Genomic DNA, 18,905 nt, shown 5'->3' with positions numbered 1-18,905 from the left:
GCGAAGCGACAACAAAAAACAAGAATTTGGGTTGTGAGTTGCAGGTGCAACCCACGTTAGCCGGTCTATTCTCTATGTACAAGATCGTCAAAGCAAGGGGGAGTTGTCATGCGCGTTATGGCCGTCGATTATGGGGATGTGAGGACGGGACTGGCTGTCTCGGACGCCATGGGCAGTCTGGTGGGCGAAGCCTTTGTGGTCAAAGAAACTTCGGCCGGCAAATTGGCGGATGTGATTGCCGCAGAGGCGGCCGCGCGGCGCGTGGCGTGTTTGGTCGTCGGGCTTCCCAAGAACATGGATGGCACGCGGGGTGAGCGCGCCCAAAAGAGCGAACGGCTGGCGGAGGTGTTGCGCACCAAAACGGCGCTCCCCGTCTTTCTGTGGGACGAGCGGCGTACGACAGCCGAGGCGCAGCGCATCCTGCACGGGGTCGGCCGGTCCGGACGACGCGGCCGCGAAAAGCTCGACGCCGTGGCCGCGGCTCTGATCTTGGAAGGATTTTTGCTGAGCCGCCGGGCCGCCCCGCCGCCGGAGGAAAGCGTGAAAGGCTGAAAACCTCAAAATCTCAAAACAGCAAAAGGAACAGGGATGACCTGTTCCTTCGCTTCATAATAGGAGGGGAAAAGATGAAAAAACAAAACAAACAAAAAATCACTCGCGATGTTTTCAGTATAGTCCGATAGTATTAAAAAAAATAGAGACAAATATTAAAAGACTATTAAATCTTATTGTTAAATTTCGTGCGGGCGCCGCTTACTCCGGCGGGCGGCGTTTGTGCCGGAAGAAGTCGGACAGCAGTGCGCCTGCCTCGTCTGCCAGCAGGCCCTCGAAGACGGCGGGTCTGTGGTTGAAACCGAGGTCAAAGAGAGCGACTCGGCTGCGGACGGCACCGGCTTTGGGGTCGCGCGCACCGAAAAAGACGCGCGCGATCCGGGCGTTTATGATGGCGCCGGCGCACATGGGGCAGGGCTCCAATGTCACATACAGGTCACAGCCGGGCAGCCGCCAGCCGCCCAAGGTCCGGCAGGCCTCGTCGATGGCGATGAGCTCCGCATGCGCGAGCGCATGTCGAGCGCTCTCCCGGCGGTTGCGCCCGCGGCCCACGACAGCGCCGTCCCGTACGACGACGCACCCGACGGGGACCTCGTCCGCCCCGGCAGCCTCCCGCGCCAACGCCAGCGCCAGCTCCATATACAATTCCGTCTCGCCGCCCACAAGACACCCCCGGTGACAATTGATAGTTGATAAGTGAGAGTTGATAGTTAACTATGGGTTGCTGTTTGTTGTAAAACGTATGGGGAACTTTAGTCAATTGTACATTGTCAATTGTACATTGTCAATTGTGCATTGTTCACCGCGCGACAGGGCTCTCTTCCTGTTTTGAGAAGAGGATCTTGTCTGGGTGCGGAAGTCAGTGGCATCAAATCAATTGTCGCGCGCCACGCGACAAGGCCCTCTTCCTGTTTTGAGAAGAGGGCCTTGCCTGGGTGCGGAAGTCAGTGGAGTAAAGTAGAAGGAGGGAAAATCGAATGAGGAGGGAAAAAAGAAAGTAAGCGAAAGGAAGAAAAGAAAGAAGTCAAATTGAAAGTTGTTTTTCGACGGGCTCTTAGAGGCCGCCTGAGTCCTCGGGCCAGAAGAAGCCGCTCGGAAGCCGGGGCTGCGTCTCCGTCGCGATGTTGGGAATTTCCGTCTTTTCGTCAAAGACGACATCTAGGGTCAGCGTCTCGCCGTTGCGAGAAATTTTGATTTTAACGGTGGCGCCGGCCTTGTACTTGTTTTTCTGCGCGTTGAGCTCGTCAGGAGTACTCACCGCGACGCCGCCGAGCTCCAAAATTTGGTCACCAGCACGCAATCCGGCTTTGTCGGAGCAGGAACCGGCCTCTACAGACATGATATACAGGCCCGGATTTACCCGGTAGGACTGCGCCAGAGAATCTGCGAGCCGCTGTACGGAGATGCCGAGTTGGGGGCGGCCCGTGACGCGGCCGTTCTTGAAGAGCTCGTCGAGAATGGGCTGAGCGTCGGCCGCCGGAATGGCGAAGCCGAGACCCTCCACGCCGCTGCCGGTACTCTTGGCGGTGATAATACCCACCACCTGACCGTATTCATTGATCAGCGGCCCGCCGGAGTTGCCGGGGCTGATGGCGGCGTCGGTCTGCAGCATGTTCCGAGGGGTGCCGTCAATGTTGATGGCCCGATCCAGCGCGCTGATGATGCCGCTCGTCATCGTGTTGGCCAGTTCGCCCAGCGGATTCCCAATGGCGATGGCCGGGTCGCCTACCCTCAGCGCCTTGGAATCGCCCCAGACGAGCGGAATGAGACCGGTGGCGTCAATCTTCAGGGCGGCCAGGTCCGTCTCTGAATCGCGCCCCATGACAGTGGCCTTGTAACTCTTGCCGTCGTGCAGCGTCACACTGACGGAACTGGCGTTTTCGATCACATGATTGTTTGTGACGATGCGACCGTCCGCGGAGACGATGAATCCGGAACCGGCCGCCGGTTGGGTCACCGTCTGCCCAAACACATTGCGTACGGTGGTTTCGGTGGCGATGGCGACGACGGAGGGATTGCACTTCTCATAAATCTGCCGCGTGGTCAGCGAGGCGCCGGACGAGGCGACGGGCAGCAACGCACTGTCGTTTCTTGTTCCCCCTGTGTCCAACGCGTTGCCCGCGGCGGCGACCGGTGCCGTCCCCGTATTATTCATCGATGCTTCGAACGGTTGCAGGCGGGGCAGCAGGCTCACGCCCAGCGCGCCGCCGACGGCGCCGCCGATCAGCGTGAAGATCAGGCACAGGGCTACGATCGGAAAGAGACGGGTCTTCGATTTGGGTTTGCCATGTTTGGCCTTGCTGTCTTTGGGCGCGCTGTCCTGCGCCGTGTGGACGGCGGGCGGCGGATAGAAGGCGGGCGCCTGAGAAACGGTCTCCGCCGATCCCCAGACATCGTGCCCCGCGTAGGCGGGCGGCGCCTCGGCGCGCCAGCTCTCCGGGGCGGGCCCGAAAGCATAGGGAGCATATTCATACGGATAAGCGTATGAGGGATAAGACGGAGTGGGCGCGGGGTAAGCGGGATAGGCGGGATAATACGGTCCCACGGGGGCATCGGCCGCCGGCGCGGACTGCGTGGGTGTGAAGACCGGCGTCGTCTCTGCCGGCGCGGTGTCGGCCGGCGGTGCGTCCATCGGCGCGGGTTCTGCCGGCGCCGCCTCCACCGACGCGGATGCTATGGGCTGTGCCGGCATAAAAGACGCCGGCGTGACTTCCGGGCTCGTGCCCAAGAGGTCGGGATTCTTCTGTTCGTACACAGTCATCATCGCTCCTTTGCGTTCATGTGGTCCGCCACAAACGTTAGCATTTCCGGTTGATGGCTTCATCATACGGGATAATTATGACGGTGTCATGACAAAAAAAAGAAGTCTTTTTGAACAGTTTTAGAAGAAATTGTGAACACGAGACACGCTGGACCAAGGGAATTTTTGAGGTCCCTTGTGGGAGCCGAAAATCCGTGATACAATGAGACGACAGCCCTCGGGCAGGGCCGGATGCGACGCTTGATGCTGCGCCGGATGCGAAGTTGGATCTGTTTTTGTAAGGAGTTTTTTATGTTGCGCGTGGAGGCCCAAAACGACGCATTGACCGTATATTTGGCGGACCGTCCGGTGCTGACGCACACGCCGGACAGCCCGTTTGTCATCGCCGGGCAGGGCGCCGGAGCGTTCCACGCCCATGGCGGACACTGGCGCATCTCCGACCGGCTGAGCCGGCGCACAATGCTGACGAACGCGCACTACGACGCCGGCCGCTCATCCATCCGCTTTTGGGGGGGGGACCTGTCGCTTACGTTTCACCTGTCGGAGGCGGACGGCAATCTGGTGCTGACCCCGCAGCGGTCCACCACCGGGCTCAACCGGCTGTGGCTCCAGTTTCCGGCGACACCCGGCCACTGCGTCTACGGCGGAGGCGCCCAGTACGGCCTGCTGGACCTGCGGGGACATCGGCTCCCGCTATGGGTGCACGAGCGGCGGATCGGGCGCGAAAGTGCGCGTCTCCCGTTTCGTCCGGGCAGCGGGCGCCACGCCACTTATCACCCGCAGCCCACCTTTGTGACACAGGACGGCATCTTTGTCCACATCGACGCTCCAGTCTACGGCGCGTTGGATTTCCGTGCCCCACGCCACCACCGTGTGGAGCTTTGGGATCTGCCGGCAGCCGTGATTGTCGGTGTGGCCGCCGATGTGCCGGCGCTCATGGAGCGGCTCACCCGGCTGCTGGGGCGCCAGCCCGTCCTGCCGCAGTGGTGCGTGGAGGGCGCGTGGATCGAGACGCAGGGCGGCGCGGCGCGGCTGATCGAGCGGCTGGAGCGGGTGCTGGCGGCCGGAGCGCGGGTGTCGGCGGTCTGTGTTCGCGACTGGTCGGGTCTGCGGGAGACGGGGCGGCGCTGGCAGGTGTTTTTTGACTGGGTGTGGAACCGGGAGCTCTACCCCAAACTGGACAAAATGATCGGGGAATTCGGCGTGCGCGGGCTCCACACGCTGGCCTATATAAACCCTCATCTCTCCATCGAGGGGCGGCTGTTCGCCGAGGCGTCGCTCAGCGGCTTTTTGGTGCGCAAGCCGGAAAGCGGCAATTTCATCAACGACATGGGCGGTTTTATGGCCGGGCATCTCGACCTCTCAAACCCCGACGCCTGTGCCTGGTACAAGGAGATCATCAAAAAAAATATCCTGCAGTTTGGGTTTAGCGGTTACATGGCCGATATGGGATATTTCCTCCCGGCCCGGGCCGTGCTGGCCAACCGGGAGAGCTCCAATCGGATGCACAACCGCTGGCCCATGCTATGGGCCAAACTCAATCGGGAAGCCGTGCGGGAGGCTGGCCGCACGGCGGACGCGGTCTTCTTTACCCGCGCCGGATACGGCGCCATGGGCGGGCAGACGATGCTGGCGTCCACGGGCGATCACAACACCGGTTGGGGGGCGGAAGACGGTCTGCCCTCGGCGCTGGACGCCGCCCTCACGCTGGCCTGCGGCGGGATAGGCCTCAGCCTGTCCGACGTGGGGGGCAACGTGTCCTTCGCCGCGCGCCGCACAAAGGAGTTGCTGCTGCGCTGGACGGAGTACGCGGCGTTTACGCCTATTATGCGTATGGCGGACATGGGCGGGGCGCAGCTGGAATTCGATGCGGACGAGGAGACGCTGTCGGTGTTTGCCCGGCTGACGCGTGTGCACGCGGCGCTCGCGCCCTACATGCGGGCGCTGATTCGGGAGAACGCCCACACCGGGTTGCCGGTGATGCGGCCGATGTGGATGGTTTTCCCGGACGACGACAGGCTGCGCCGGGTCCACCATAGCTATATGCTGGGCGAGGAGATGCTGGTGTCGCCGGTGCTGAGGCGGGGCCGGCGGTCGCAGACGCTGTTGCTCCCGGCAGGTCACTGGCTGCACATGTGGACCAAACAGGTCCACTCCGGCGGTGAGCACACCGTCTCCGCGCCGCTGGGATATCCTCCCGTCTTCTACCGCCCGGACGGCCAATGGGCCGACCTTTTTGCCGCAATCGGACAAAAAGGGGACGATTCATCTGTCTGCTTCTGATTTTGTTCTTGGCGTCTGAGATCTTATCACAAAAGAACTGTCTCTTTTGTCCAAAATGGGAGGGAAGGCCATGGACAGATGTCCGCCGTTTTCGCTCCAAATGCTCCCGTTGGAGGTGACGCTATGCGCCCTGGGAGAGGCGACGCTGCCTCCCTTTTTGGGCTCCGCGCTCCGCGGGGTGATCGGTCACGCACTTCTGCACAACAGGCAGGCGTATGATTATTTTTACTGCAACCGGCGCGTGGACGGCAGCGGGCTCGACACCGCCAATCCCTATGTGCTGACGCTCCCACCGGAGGGGAAGACCGCGTATGCGGCGGGGGAGACAATCGTCTTCCGTTTGTTGCTGCTGGGCGGCGCGGCCGCGTATGCGCGCGCCATGGTGGATGCGCTCCGGGCGATTGAGCACAGGGGACTCGGTGTGGCCCGCGTTCCGTTTCAGCTCATAGAAGTCCGACACGGCGTACACGATCGCTTTGTCTGGTCCGACGGCGTCTTTTATCCCGCCGCCGCCCGGCCGGTGCCGTTGCCGGTCCTGCGGCTGGAGGACGTCGCCGGCTGCAAATTGGCGTTTCACACGCCGCTGCGCATCCGCAGAAAAGGGGTGCCGCTGCGCGCAGTGGACGCGCCGACCCTGCTGCGCAACTTGGTTGCACGGACTGTACAGGCCTGCGAGCGGTACGGCGACGGCGCGGATGCGGACGAGGCGGCGCGCCTGCGCGAGGCCGCACAGGCGGTGCGCATAGAGACATACGCGCTGCGCTGGCGGGACCTCACGCGCTACTCAGGCCGGATACACGCCAAGATGGAAATCGGCGGACTTGTCGGAACCGTCGCGCTTGCGGGGGACCTGACCCCCTTTGTGCCGTGGATTCACGCGGCCCGGATCTTACACATCGGGAAAAACACCACGTTTGGACTGGGGTACTTTTCCGCGTCGTTCCGATAAACCGCGCCGCCGGTGCGGGTGTGGCACACAAATTACTAAAATTTAGTAAAAATAAGCAAAAAAAGGCGCGAAAACCGTTGTGCACAACGACGATTTTTAGAATCATTCCTCATATTTTCGATCTATTTATGACAGAGACAGACAAAACTGTAGTGCTCTTAAGAGTGAGAACCACTATATCTGGAAAACGGAAGAATATGTAATAAAATGGAAATACTAGAAAAATCAATAAAAATGTGTTTTAATGGAGGTGTGATGCCGATAATATATGTGAGACTATATTTGGAAGGGGGGGCGTTACATTACCGAGTTGCGGCATAGGCAAATCCCGGTCGGTGCGTAGGCCCTGGGACGCCGGAAATTTCCCCAGGGGCGGATGGATAGACTTGGAGGAAGATTTGAGGTTTTTGCCATGAAAGTTTCATTTGGAAGCTGCCGCATGCAGGCGGAGACGCTGGACGGTCAATTGCAGTATGACATTGTGGTTGACGAAATCAAAAGGGGCGACGACTCTGTTCTCTGCGAAGAATATGGGTTGTGTGTCGCGTTGCGGTCCGGAGAGGTGCTGTCCAAGGAAGAGATCCACGGACTGACCACCTCACGGGAGACCATTGAAGGGCTGCTCGCGCGGCTGATGCGCCACAATGTCACCCCTGTTTCAGTGCGTGACATTGTGGAAGATTGTCTGGCTGAACTCACTTTGACGTAAGGAGACGCGCAAAAGGGCACTTTTAAAACGGCCTGCGACCGTTTTGAAAGTGCCCTTTTTGTGGTGGGCCCGCGGACTTTGTGCCCAAGGCCCACTCGGTGGCGCGCGCGAAGGGGTTGGCCGCTTACAATTCATCCAGTGTGCCGAAACTGTAGCCCATCTCCGTCCATTTCGTCAGCAGTTCGTCGAGGATCTCCGCATTGGTTTTTGAGGTGGTGTGCAGCAATACAATGGCACCGTTGTGCGTGCGCGGCAGCAGCTTGCCAAAGGCCTCCTCGCGCGTGGGCTGTCGGTCCTGGCGCCAGTCCACATAGGCGAGGCTCCAAAAGACGGTCCGATAGCCCAGCTCCTGGGCCAGCGCTAGGTTCTGTTCGCTGAATTTGCCCTGCGGCGGCCGGTAGAAGCGGGAGAGTTCGTAGCCGGTGACCTCCCGGTAGCGCGTCTCCAGTGCCGTGAGTTCCTCCGCGAAGGCGGCTTTGTCGGTGAGGGCGCTCATATCGGGGTGGTGGTAGGTGTGGTTGCCGACGATGTGACCCTCCTCGTGCATCCGCCGCACCAGGTCGGGCGCCGACTCGACGTAGTGTCCCACGAGGAAAAACGCCGCCGGGACACCATGCTTCTTCAGCGTGTCTAAAATGGATGCCGTGTACCCGTTTTCATAACCCGCGTCGAAGGTGAGGTAGAGCCGGGGCTGTTTTGTATCGCCCAGAAAGACAGCGCCGTACTCGGCCAAAAAATCGGCGGTCGCGTTGCCCGTCGGGGGGCGGCCCTCTTTGGGGAAGTGCAGTCCCCAGTCGCCGGACGCGGCGACCGACGCGCGCGCGCCGCTTCTCGACAGAGACCAGAAGGCCGCCGTGAGCAGGATCAGGCCGGCGCCGACCACGGAGAGGACGCGTTTTCCGTTGACGACCCAAAACATGGAGAATCATTCCTTTCACTTCGCACTCCCTATTCTATACGCCCCCAGCCGGCGGCCTATGCGGATTTCGTGCGGACCGGCGGCGCACCGTGCCCGATGAATAAAAATGCAAAAAATACACGCCGCCCCCTTGCGAAAAACCTAAAAATGTGGTTTAATAAATACGTAGTGAGAATCCTTGGGCAAAACATCCGAACGATTTCCTGCAAATGTGTGGGACTTGTGTGCTTTTGCAGAAAGTGTATAGGGATGTATTCCCATATTCCGGTGGGCGCAGGGAGTCGGACATCATGTGACGACGGCCCCGCAAATCACGATGATGTGAGGGAAAGATGATGAAAAAGAAGATTCTGGCGTGTTTGGCCGCCGCAGTGGCAGTGGTGGCGCTGCTCGCCGGCTGTGCGAGTTCTGTGCCCGCAAATACGGTCTTCAGCCTCGACGATTTAGAAGGCAAGCACATCGGCGTGCAGCTCGGTACCACGGGCGATATCTACGCCAGCGACGTCGAGGGCGCCGAGGTGGGCCGTTACAACAAGGGCGCCGACGCCGTGCTTGCGCTTAAGCAGGGAAAGATCGACTGCGTGTTGATCGACAACGAACCGGCCAAGGTCTATGTGCAGCAAAACAGCGATTTGCGGATCCTGGATGATCCCTTTGAGTTGGAAGAATATGTAATTGCCTTGGCAAAGGGTAACACGGAGCTGAAAAATCAGATCGACAGCGCGCTCGCCGAGTTGATCGTTGACGGCACGCTGGCCAGTATTGTGGCCAACTACATCGGCGACAAAGCGGGCCAGACGCCGTATACATCCCCGGAGGGCATCACCCGTTTGGGCACGCTCACCATGGCTACAAACGCGGAGTTTCCGCCGTATGAGTATTTTGAGGGCGATCAGATCGTCGGGCTGGACGTGGACATGGCGCGGGCGCTCTGCGACAAGCTGGGTCTCACGCTTCAAATCGAAAACATGAACTTCGACTCCGTCATCCCGGCGGTGCAGACAGGGAAGGCCGACGTCGGCATCGCCGCTATCACAGACACCGAGGAGCGCCGGGAGAGCGTGGACTTCAGCGCTTCGTATACCACGGCGACTCAGGTGGTCATTGTTCGCAGCAAATAATCATAGCCTGGCCGGCGCATAGGCCCGGGCTCGGCGCGCCAGGCCCGGAGACAGACCGGCGGGATGGATAAACGCAGCGCAATGGGGGCGTGAACACCTGAATGGTAACGACGGTGTCTATGCCCCTTTTGTTTTTCGGCCGGCAAAAGGGGAGACGGGATGGAAGCGTTTTGGAACACACTGCAGAATTCTTTTGAACGGGTCTTCATCGTGGACGACCGCTGGACGCTGCTGGCCAGAGGGCTCGGTCTCACACTGCTCATCACGCTGCTGGCGGCGCTGCTTGGGCTGGTACTGGGTTTTTTGATCGCCATCGTCCGCTCGACGTACGACAAAGTGACCGGGTTGAAACCGGTGCCGCGCGTGGCGCTGAACATTCTCAACGGCATCGCCAAGCTGTATCTGACGGTGATCCGCGGGACCCCGGTCGTCGTACAACTCATGATCATTTACTTCGTCGTCTTCGGCGCGGTGAACATCAGCAAGGTCGTGGTCGCTGTCATTGCGTTCGGTGTCAATTCCGGCGCCTATGTGGCCGAGATCGTCCGGTCCGGCATCATGTCGATCGAACGGGGCCAGATGGAGGCGGGCCGCAGCCTGGGGTTCTCCTACGCGCAGACCATGATGCGCATCATCCTCCCGCAGGCGTTTAAAAACGTGCTGCCGTCTCTCGGCAACGAGATCATCGTGCTGCTGAAAGAGACCTCCATATCCGGGTACATCGCGCTGGAGGACCTGGCCAAGGGCGGGGACATCATCCGCAGCGTCACCTATATGGCGTTTATGCCGCTGATCGTGGTCGCGCTGATCTACCTGATTGTGGTCATTTTCCTGTCCCATCTCGTGACCAGACTGGAAAGGAGGCTGCGCGCCAGTGACCATTGACGACCGGAACACCCGGGCCGGCGCCGGGGATGAGAACATCCTGATCCGGGTGGAGGACCTGGAAAAGCGGTTCGGCGATCTGGCGGCGCTGAGCCAAATCAACATCGACATCCACAGGGGTGAGGTGGTCGTCATCATCGGTCCGTCCGGCTCGGGGAAGTCCACCTTCCTGCGCACGCTGAACATGCTGGAGGACCCAACCGCCGGCGCAGTCTACTTCAACGGCGTGAACCTGGCCGACCTGTCGGTGAACATCAACATCCATCGGCAGAAGATGGGGATGGTGTTCCAGCATTTCAACCTCTTTCCTCACATGACCATTCTAAAAAACCTGACCGCCGCGCCGATCGCCCTGCTGAAAAAGAGCCGGGCGGAAGCCGAGGCGGACGCCATGCGCCTGCTGAGGCGGGTGGGGCTCGCCGAAAAGGCGCAAGAATACCCCGCCATGCTGTCGGGCGGGCAGAAACAGCGGGTGGCCATTGTCCGTGCGCTGGCCATGAACCCGGACGTCATGCTGTTTGACGAACCAACCTCCGCGCTCGACCCGGAGATGGTCGGGGAGGTGCTGGAGGTGATGCGGGATTTAGCGCGCGAGGGGATGACGATGGTGATCGTCACCCACGAGATGGGCTTTGCCCGCGAGGTGGGCAGCCGGATCGTCTTCATGGATGAGGGACAGATCGTCGAGGAGGCCGTGCCGGAGGTGTTTTTTACCACCCCGCGGCGCGACCGCACCGCCCAGTTCCTGCGTAAGATCCTGTGACCCGTCCTCCCCCTCAATAGTACCTTACTGCCGCGAAGCGGCAACAAAAAACAAGAATTTGGGTTGTGGGTTGCAGGTGCAACTCACGTTAGAGACAGACAAACCGCAGGGGGTGGGCTCTGCCCGGTGGGTTTTCGGCGTCCGCCGCCCGAGGCGGGGCGCCGTGCCAAGCATAAGACAGAAAACAGAAAGAAGAAGGGAGTTTCCAATCATGATGCTGCAATCGAAGGACACGCGTCAACGCATCCTGTGCCTTGTGACAGTGCTCGCGCTGGTGGCGCTGCTCTGTCAGCCGGTGGCCGCCGTAGAGGCCGCACCGCTGCCTATCCCCGAAGTCACGTTCACAAACGTGAGCGGCGACGGGGGCATGGACAGAATTTCCATGACGGACGCGAGAACGTTTGAAGTCATTCTTCCGCTGCCGGAGGGCACGGACGCCGAGGCGCTGGCGGCCGGCGTCACCTGGTCGCTGACCCGCGAGGCGGGCATCCGAGATCCGGAGCTGTACCCGACCCAGTACCTGGGCAACACGCTGGAGGACTGGCGGGTCGACGCGCCGCGGGTAGGCCTGCAGGCGGTCTTCGACAACATCGTGACCGTGGCGGCGGCGACCGGTGGCCTCCCGGCGCTGAAGCTGACGTTTGCCAACATTACATTCTTCAACAGCGTCGGCATCAACGGGAGCCGCGGCAGAATGCTGGATTATACGGGCGACTTCGACCTGATCGCTCGGGACGCCGACGGCGCGGTGCTCGGGCAGACGAGCGTCCGCGTCAACGCGTATGACTCCTACCGCACCGCCGAGGAGTTTGCCGTGGAACTGCTGGAGGCGAAGCTCGCCGCCGAGGAGAGCGGGCTGTACGCCGAGGTGTACAGCATGGGCCAGAGCACCTTCGGCATCGACATGCCCTATATTGTTCTGGCTGAGACCGCGGAAGATGTAAATAATTGGAAATCCTTCCTGGCCCTGTCGATCGAAAACCCCGCCGCGGCGCTCGCGTACTACGGGGAGTACGAGGATGAAATCCGTGTGCCGGTGCTCTACAGCAACATCCACGCCGACGAGACAAACGGCGCGGACGCGCCGATGGACTTCGTGTGGGACGTCATCGAGGGCTACGACACGCCGGTGCCGTACGACGACATTGAGAGCCTCACCGAGGCGGGCAAGACGCGGCTCACAGAGCAGCGCGCGAAGACCGATAGAGACGGATACGGCGGCATGGGGAAAAGGGCCACCTCTTCGCTGATCCAAGAATGGACGACGTTCAAGGGCGGCATCACCCCGTCGGACGCCAATGACAACTCCGGCGTCATCGCCAGAGCGACGCTGGAGAGTTACTACAACATCAAAAGCAAAGCCTTCGATTCGGACGCGATTTTGGACGACGTGTTCTTCATCATCGTGCCGGAGGAAAATATGGACGGCCGGACCCACAACACGCGGCAGGGCGGCGGCGGCGTCGACCTGAACCGCGACAACCTGTTCCAGACGCAGGCCGAGACGATCAACATGACCGACATGATCTCCGACTGGAACCCCGTGGCGTACATCGAGTTCCACGGCTTCGTGTCAAACTTCCAGGTCGAGCCCTGCTCGCCCCCGCACGAGCCCAATGTGGAGTACGACCTTTTTGCCGAGATGGCGGTGAAGGGCGGCGAGGCGTTCGGCGCGGCCGCCGTCGTGAACAACACCCGCTACAACAGCTACCAGATGCCGCTGCGCGACTATCTGATTGAAAACGCCGTCACCGGCACCCTGGACTGGCCGGAGCCGTGGGACGACATGTCGACCAACTACACCCCGCAGTATTCGATGCTCCACGGCACGGTGGCCTACACCGTCGAGGTGCCCGCCTCGAACGAGGAGGGCAAGAAGGCGCTGGAGTACGGCATGATGGGTCACTCCACGCAGGTGGCCGAGAACAAGGACGTCTATGTGGAAAACCTTGTCGCCGGTTTCAAGCGCGGCGTGGAGAATGAGGACCCAGATTCGGTCCGCCCGTGGTACGTGGACGCCGCCGACAACCCCGGCGCCGAGGCGAATGTGTACCGTCCGCGCCACCCGGAGAACAACAACTTCTTCCCGGAGTACTACGTCGTCCCGCTGGACGACGCCAACCAGAGAAACCTCTCCGAGGCGTACCACATCAAAGACTTCTTCCTGCGCAACAACGTCCTTCTCTCCGCGCTGACCGAGGACGTCACGGTGGGCGGGGCCACTTACAAGGCCGGCAGCCTGGTTGTCAACATGCACCAGGCCAAGCGCAACGTGGCCAACGGCACGCTGTACGACAGCGTTCTCATCACCACGTGGCCAGAGCTCTACTCCGAGCCGACCACGTCGTTTGACAAGACCCGCGGCTTCGACTGCCACGAGATCCGCGTGCCCGGCGCGCTGGCCGGCAAGCTCGCGCCGGTGACGGAACCCGGCGGCGGTAAGAGCTGGTACGACGGGGAGGCCGGCGACGCCGTGGTGCTCGCGAACAACAGCGTCGCGGCGGTGAAGGCCGTGAATACCTTGCTCGACCAAGGCGGGACCGTCGGCTACATCACCGGGGGTCCGTACAAGAGCAATTTCCTTATCTCCTACGAGGACTTTCTGGCGGTGCGCGACACGGAGGTCCTGCAGGCGTACGGCGTGAAGGAACTGCCGGCCGCGCGCAAGATCGAAAAACCCACTATCTACCTGACGGGCCGCCCGGCCGACAACACAACCGGGTACATCCACTACAGCCTCACGAGCGCATACGGCTACAACTACAGCAAACAGGCGTTCCTCGACGAGATGGGCTTCACGGCGACCCGCGACGTAGCCGAGGCGGATGTGATCGTCGCGAACACAAATACACAACAGGGCGATGAGCGTACCGCCGTCACCGACGCCATCGCCTCCGGCACGCCGGCGGTGATCATGGCAGCCCGGTCGTTCACGCTTAGCGTCGGCGGCACGTCGCTCGGCACGCTGCTTGGCGCCGTGAGCGGTGGCAGCACCACAGACTGCCTGACGACCGTCCAATATGTCGAGGAGAGCCCGGTCACCGACAGCTACCGCGCCGCCGGCGACAACATCATGTACGGCTTCGGCGGCAACTACTTCGGCACAGTTCCCGAGGGGGCGCGCGTGCTGATCCGCAACACCACCGACACACCGTTTGGCGGGTTCATCCGTCAGACAAACCTCACGCCCTACCTGGGTGCGGTGGTCGCGCTGGAGTACAATCGGACCGTCGGCGGCAGCAAATATGACCTCACACTCTTTGCCAACACGCTGGTCAACAAGATGCACCAGAAGGACGACTACCGCTACGCCTCGAACGCGATCTACAGTAAGATGCTGGGCGGCGCTGTCGGGGAGGACGACGTGCCCGTCATCGACGAGTACCACGGCAGCTTCACGGTCACGGCGGACAAGACGAGCCGGACCGTGACGGTCACGGGGGCCGGTTATGAGCCGGACGCGCCGGTCTCCCTGTCGGTGCGCTACAACGCCGCCCCCACGGACGAGACGAGCGATTACAATGCCGAAGTCCGGACGGACAAGCGCGGCCGCCTCGACTTCACGGTCCCCGAAGCCGTCACGCAGGACAAGTCCTGGCTGGGCGGACACAGCTACTTCGCGTCTGTGGACGGTGATATCCAGTCCGACCGGATCTACGCGACGGTCGTCAAGGCGCATTCCTCGGCCCGCGTCTCCCTGCGCATCAAGGCTAAGGCCAAGCTGAACTTCTCGGTCGACAGCGAGACCTACGAATTTGCCTCCGCGAACCCCGACATCGTGACGGTGGATCAGACCGGCATGGTCACGGCGCTCAGGGCCGGCACCACGCTTGTCACATTGCGCGCCCTCGACGGCAGCGGACTCATCCATCTTGTGACGGTGAGCGTCGGGTAAGCGCAAAAGCAAACGTGAGATCGACGCTTTACGGCGAAAACCGCGTAAAGGAGGAGCGACCGACGGGCCGCTCCTCCTTTGCGCGGTGCCGGCCAATCGTGGCCGCTTGCCGGACACTCACCACCCTTTTCGCCCGGAAAACCGCGATTTTGAGCAAACGGCGCCCCAAATGCCTTGACAGGGGAAGCCCTTCGATGATACACTCTATAATTAGAACGATCAGAACGGAAAGACGGCAGCAAAGGCGCCGCGGGGCTCTTTGGCCGGGATTTTTGTATATACGAGGTAACAAACCATGGGCGATGTCATCAGTACCTTCGGCAGCCTGGTTTTTGGCGACGCCGTGATGCGCCGGCGGTTGCCCAAAGAGGTCTACCGCTCCCTGAAGAGGACAATCGAGGCGCATACGCCGTTGGACCCGGCGGTGGCCAGTGTCGTGGCCGCCGCGATGAAGAACTGGGCCTGCGAGCATGGAGTCACCCATTTTACCCATTGGTTCCAGCCTATGACGGGCGTCACGGCGGAAAAACACGACGCTTTCGTCGCCCCGGACGGCGAGGGCAGGGTTATCATGGAGTTTTCCGGCAAGGAGTTGGTGCGGGGCGAACCGGACGCCTCCAGTTTTCCGACGGGTGGGCTCCGGGCCACCTTCGAGGCGCGCGGTTACACCGCGTGGGACCCGACCTCCTACGCCTTTCTCAAAGGGAAGACATTGTACATCCCAACGGCGTTTTGTTCTTACGGCGGTGAAGCGCTGGACCAAAAGACGCCGCTGCTGCGGTCCATGCAGGCCATCGGCCGCGAGGCCAAACGGATTTTGGCCCTCTTCGGCGAGATAGACCCGGGGGATGTCACGCCTTGCGTCGGCGCCGAGCAGGAGTATTTTCTCATCGACAGGGCAGTCTGGAACAAGAGACCGGATCTTATCTACTGCGGGCGGACACTGTTCGGCGCCCGCCCGCCCAAGGGGCAGGATCTGGACGACCATTACTTTGGCGCCATCAAACCCCGTGTGGCGGCGTTTATGCAGGAGTTGGACGAGGAGCTCTGGAAGCTGGGCGTTTTGAGCAAGACAAAACACAACGAAGTGGCGCCGGCCCAACACGAATTCGCGCCGGTCTTCGAGACCGTCAACATCGCCGTCGACCACAACCAGCTCACGATGGAGCTGATGAAGACGATTGCGGGCCGCCACGGCCTTGTCTGTTTGCTCCACGAAAAGCCCTTCGCCGGCGTCAACGGGAGCGGGAAACACAACAACTGGTCGCTTGGCACCGCGACGGGGGAGAACCTGCTGGACCCAGGCCGCACGCCGGCCGAAAACGCGCGCTTCCTGCTCTTCCTTCTCGCCGTCATCAAAGCGGTGGACGAGCACCAGGATCTGCTGCGCATCTCCGTGGCCACCGCGGGCAACGACCACCGCTTGGGAGCCAACGAGGCGCCGCCCGCCATCATCTCAATCTTTCTGGGCGACGAATTGACGGAGATCCTCACCGCCGTCCGCGAGGGCACCCGCTACCACAGCCGCAGTCAGGTGCAGATGGCGATCGGCGTCGACACCCTGCCGCATTTTCCGCAGGACATGACAGACCGGAATCGCACCTCTCCCTTCGCGTTCACCGGCAACAAATTCGAATTTCGCATGCTCGGCGCGCCGCTCTCGCTGGCGGGGCCGAACATCATACTGAACACCATCGTCGCGGACACGCTCGCCGGGTTTGCCGACGCACTGGAGGGCGCGGAGGATTTCAGTAAGGCGTTGGACGCGCTGGTGAAGGATACGCTGCGCCGCCACGGACGTATCATTTTTAACGGCAACAACTATGCGGGCGAATGGGTGGTCGAGGCGCAAAAACGCGGACTTTTGAACCTGACCACGACGGTAGAGGCGCTGCCTCTGTTCGCTTCAGAGGAGAACATCCGGCTCTTCGAGCGCCACGGGGTGCTCTCTCGGGCAGAGGTCGTCTCCCGTATGGAGATAATGCTGGAAAACTATGCAAAAACGATCCACATCGAGGCGCTGACGATGATCGACATGACGCGGCGTGAGGTAGTGCCGGCGGTGGTGCGGTACACAAAGCAGCTCGCCGACAGCGTGCTCGCCAAGCGGGGTGTGGCCGCCGAGCTGGACGACACGCTGGAGACAGAGCTGCTGCGGCGGCTGACCGGGCTTGCCGGCTGTCTGTCGTCCCAGATCGAAGAGCTGGAAGCCTCGGTGACCGGCGTCGGGCGCTATGCCGACAAGAAAGACGCCGCGTTTTACTACCAGGCCGAGGTTTTCTTCAACATGCAGACGCTGCGGGGTGTGGTGGACGAGCTTGAGATGCTCACGGGCCGCGGCGACTGGCCCTTCCCCTCGTACGGCGAGATCCTGTTTAGCGTGGTCTGAACCCGCCGTGCTGGAGCGCGGAGAGATTTTTTGACAAAGGGCTTGCGCGGCGGGAAAGGGCGTGGTATAATAATATCCGCCTTTCTGCCAACGAGCCCGTGTGGCACGGCGGCGTGGGCGTCCGGTGTGCGCCGGCAGGTTGTACGATACTATATTTTGTGGTCTGTGCTACTATATTTTGTGTTTTATACCAGATTTAGTGGATCAAAGACGGATGTAAGGGAAGGAAACCGCCATGAAACAAGGGATACACCCCCGCTATGAGACGACGACTGTCCGCTGTGCCTGCGGCGAGACCTTTGAAACGGGCTCCACGAAGCAAAACATTCGCGTGGAAATTTGCTCAAAGTGCCACCCCTTTTACACCGGAAAACAAAAGCTGGTGGACACGGGCGGCCGTGTGGATCGTTTCAACAAGAAATTCGGCCTCGGACAATGAGGATCGGACAAACCCACGCCTGAGGCGTGGGTTTGTCGCATATGAATGATTCAGTCCGACACCGAAACCATCGATAAAAGAGGAGGAAAGCATATGTCATGGACCCCTGTTGCGCAGTCCGACTTTTCCATCAATCCCTTCACTCTCATCGGCGATGAGTGGATGCTCGTCGCCGCCCGCGTCGGCGCGCGGTGCAATATGATGACCGCGAGCTGGGGCGGGTTTGGCGTCCTTTGGGGCCGCCCCGTGGCCACCGTGTACATCCGTCCGCAGCGTTACACGCGGGAGTTCATCGACGAGGCCAGCCACTTCAGCCTCTCCTTTTTTGAAGAGTCCGGCCGCGCTGCGCTGAACCTGTGCGGGACCAAGAGCGGCCGCGACGTCGACAAGGCGGCGGAGGCGCACCTGACCCTCGAAAACGGCCCGCAGGACGTGCCGCTCTTTGCCGAGGCCAAGCTGGCCGTCGTCTGCCACAAGCTCTACAAGGGACGTTTCAAGCAAGAACGTTTCCTGGAGCCGGCGCTCATAGGCGCCCACTATCCAGACGGGGATTTCCACCACCTGTATATTGGGGAGGTTGTCACCCTGCTACGCCAAGACGTGTGAGCGACGAGGCCTATCAGGTCCCGCGCGGGCCGGGTGAAGCCGTATTTGTGGAGCGCCGTTCCCGTTTTGTCGGGCGGGTGTGCCCTGCGTGCGATGAGGCCGAGGCGCTTGCCTTTTTGCAGGAGATCCGCGCCAAGCACTGGGACGCAACTCACAACGTGTACGCCTATCTCTTGCGCGAAGGGAACCTCATGCGCTATTCGGACGACGGGGAGCCGCAGGGTACGGCGGGCCTGCCGGTATTGGACGTGCTCCGCCACGCCGGCGTATACAACCTGATCTGCGTGGTCACCCGCTACTTCGGCGGGGTGCTGCTGGGCACGGGCGGTCTGGTGCGTGCCTACGCCCGTGCGGCTCGGGAGGCGCTGGACGCGGCGGGTCTCGCCACGATGCGGCGCTGGACGCGGCTGACGATTTCCTGTCCCTATCCGTTGTTCACGCCGGTGCGCCAGGAGATCGCCGCCGCGGGCGGCGTGGAGGAGTCTGTCGACTACGCCGCCGACGTCTCGATCGCGCTTTGGATGCCGGCTCCGCTGACCGGAGTCTTCGTCGAGCGGATTGTGGATCTTTCGGCCGGGCGTGTCACGCCGGCGGCGGGCGAGGAGGCGTTTCGCGCCTTGCAGACGGACTGAAA

At 61.3% G+C, this 18,905-nt stretch carries 15 protein-coding genes; 12 read left to right on the top strand and 3 right to left on the bottom strand.

Annotated elements, in window-relative coordinates; translation table 11 throughout:
- The first annotated feature begins 108 nt into the window (after positions 1–108).
- On the top strand, positions 109–552 hold the full coding sequence (gene ruvX / locus LBK75_10500; GenBank protein MDR1158711.1) for a Holliday junction resolvase RuvX: 444 nt from the start codon (positions 109–111) through the stop codon (positions 550–552).
- 201 nt (positions 553–753) lie between these two features.
- Here the strand turns inward: ruvX and LBK75_10495 are convergent, their stop codons facing one another.
- Positions 754–1,191 (bottom strand): nucleoside deaminase, encoded by a 438-nt coding sequence (locus LBK75_10495; protein MDR1158710.1) that lies wholly within the window; start codon positions 1,189–1,191, stop codon positions 754–756.
- A 415-nt stretch (positions 1,192–1,606) separates the two neighbouring features.
- Positions 1,607–3,307, bottom strand: coding sequence for a trypsin-like peptidase domain-containing protein (locus tag LBK75_10490; protein ID MDR1158709.1), 1,701 nt, complete (start codon positions 3,305–3,307; stop codon positions 1,607–1,609).
- A gap of 261 nt (positions 3,308–3,568) precedes the next feature.
- Here LBK75_10490 and LBK75_10485 point away from each other — a divergent pair, with 261 nt between their 5' ends.
- The 3 genes from LBK75_10485 (at position 3,569) to LBK75_10475 (ending at position 7,254) form a co-directional block, all read left to right on the top strand.
- Positions 3,569–5,596: an alpha-glucosidase gene (locus LBK75_10485; GenBank protein ID MDR1158708.1), complete on the top strand. Its 2,028-nt coding sequence runs from the start codon at positions 3,569–3,571 to the stop codon at positions 5,594–5,596.
- Positions 5,597–5,666: 70 nt separating this feature from the next.
- Positions 5,667–6,545 (top strand): CRISPR system precrRNA processing endoribonuclease RAMP protein Cas6, encoded by an 879-nt coding sequence (gene cas6, locus LBK75_10480; GenBank protein MDR1158707.1) that lies wholly within the window; start codon positions 5,667–5,669, stop codon positions 6,543–6,545.
- A gap of 412 nt (positions 6,546–6,957) precedes the next feature.
- Positions 6,958–7,254 carry a DUF6514 family protein gene (locus tag LBK75_10475; GenBank protein ID MDR1158706.1) on the top strand — a complete coding sequence of 99 codons (297 nt, stop codon included), beginning with the start codon at positions 6,958–6,960 and terminating at the stop codon, positions 7,252–7,254.
- 124 nt (positions 7,255–7,378) lie between these two features.
- Here LBK75_10475 and pdaA read toward each other — a convergent pair whose 3' ends face one another.
- Positions 7,379–8,173 carry a delta-lactam-biosynthetic de-N-acetylase gene (gene pdaA, locus LBK75_10470; protein ID MDR1158705.1) on the bottom strand — a complete coding sequence of 265 codons (795 nt, stop codon included), beginning with the start codon at positions 8,171–8,173 and terminating at the stop codon, positions 7,379–7,381.
- 335 nt (positions 8,174–8,508) lie between these two features.
- Here pdaA and LBK75_10465 point away from each other — a divergent pair, with 335 nt between their 5' ends.
- From LBK75_10465 to LBK75_10430, 8 genes are all read left to right on the top strand, one after another.
- On the top strand, positions 8,509–9,294 hold the full coding sequence (locus LBK75_10465) for a transporter substrate-binding domain-containing protein (protein ID MDR1158704.1): 786 nt from the start codon (positions 8,509–8,511) through the stop codon (positions 9,292–9,294).
- Between the two features lie 159 nt (positions 9,295–9,453).
- On the top strand, positions 9,454–10,179 hold the full coding sequence (locus LBK75_10460; GenBank protein MDR1158703.1) for an amino acid ABC transporter permease: 726 nt from the start codon (positions 9,454–9,456) through the stop codon (positions 10,177–10,179).
- Between the two features lie 40 nt (positions 10,180–10,219).
- Positions 10,220–10,942, top strand: coding sequence for an amino acid ABC transporter ATP-binding protein (locus tag LBK75_10455; protein MDR1158702.1), 723 nt, complete (start codon positions 10,220–10,222; stop codon positions 10,940–10,942).
- A gap of 211 nt (positions 10,943–11,153) precedes the next feature.
- A complete protein-coding gene (locus LBK75_10450; protein ID MDR1158701.1) occupies positions 11,154–14,837 on the top strand; it encodes an Ig-like domain-containing protein in 3,684 nt (1,227 codons plus the stop codon).
- Between the two features lie 295 nt (positions 14,838–15,132).
- Positions 15,133–17,226 carry a glutamine synthetase III gene (locus LBK75_10445; GenBank protein MDR1158700.1) on the top strand — a complete coding sequence of 698 codons (2,094 nt, stop codon included), beginning with the start codon at positions 15,133–15,135 and terminating at the stop codon, positions 17,224–17,226.
- Positions 17,227–17,461: 235 nt separating this feature from the next.
- Positions 17,462–17,665 (top strand): 50S ribosomal protein L31, encoded by a 204-nt coding sequence (gene rpmE / locus LBK75_10440; GenBank protein ID MDR1158699.1) that lies wholly within the window; start codon positions 17,462–17,464, stop codon positions 17,663–17,665.
- 93 nt (positions 17,666–17,758) lie between these two features.
- Positions 17,759–18,271, top strand: a complete 513-nt coding sequence (locus tag LBK75_10435) for a flavin reductase (protein ID MDR1158698.1) — start codon at positions 17,759–17,761, stop codon at positions 18,269–18,271.
- Between the two features lie 47 nt (positions 18,272–18,318).
- Positions 18,319–18,903 (top strand): YigZ family protein, encoded by a 585-nt coding sequence (locus LBK75_10430; GenBank protein ID MDR1158697.1) that lies wholly within the window; start codon positions 18,319–18,321, stop codon positions 18,901–18,903.
- The last annotated feature ends 2 nt before the right edge of the window (positions 18,904–18,905 follow it).

The organism is Oscillospiraceae bacterium, from assembly GCA_031265355.1.
Taxonomy (GTDB): Bacteria; Bacillota; Clostridia; order Oscillospirales; family UBA929; genus JAIRTA01.
This window is presented reverse-complemented; position numbering and strand designations above follow the sequence as displayed.